Raw genomic sequence first — 558 nt, 5'->3', positions numbered from 1 at the left:
CACACCGCAGCGGCCGCCCAACCATGAGCCCGGCAACGCTGCCCCGACCCGATTTCAACATTCATCGGGACATCCCCCAACCAGATGTTGTCAGGAAAACGCTTCATAGCAGCCTGCACATGCCCCAGCATGAGATGACGATCAACGGCGCGGTCGCTTTCTGCGGCCTCGGACGCAGCGGCCTGGATTACCTGTTCAACAAGCGATGGATAAACCTTGCCGTCTTTCCCCGACTGCCGAGTGAAATCCTCATCGCTGAACTGATCTGGGTTCCATAAACGCAAAAGGGGGAGGATCTTGTCTTGGTTCCCTTTGCTCAGCCGCAACGCGTGACGCAGCATGAGGCTGTGCAGCAGATCTGGACCGCCACTTGCCAACTGCAGATACGTGTTCAGATGCCGCTTTACTCGCTGGGCGACTGGGGATGTGAGTTCGTCGTCGCGCTTTCCTTCCAATTCGGTGACCTGCCCCCAAGAGTCCTGGCCATTCAAAAGGAGAGTTTGTTCTTATAACGTTCGTGAGAACAAGGAGAACAGACGATGCGCAAATCACGTTTTA

Annotated in this window: 1 protein-coding gene; it reads right to left on the bottom strand. The window is 55.7% G+C overall.

What is annotated here, in order from left to right:
• A partial coding sequence (locus KY389_RS15065) for a hypothetical protein (RefSeq protein WP_219831785.1) occupies positions 1-455 on the bottom strand: 455 nt, incomplete at its 3' end.
• Positions 456-558: the final 103 nt, after the last annotated feature.

Source organism: Paracoccus bogoriensis (assembly GCF_019431455.1).
Taxonomy (GTDB): Bacteria; Pseudomonadota; Alphaproteobacteria; order Rhodobacterales; family Rhodobacteraceae; genus Paracoccus; species Paracoccus bogoriensis.
This window is presented reverse-complemented; position numbering and strand designations above follow the sequence as displayed.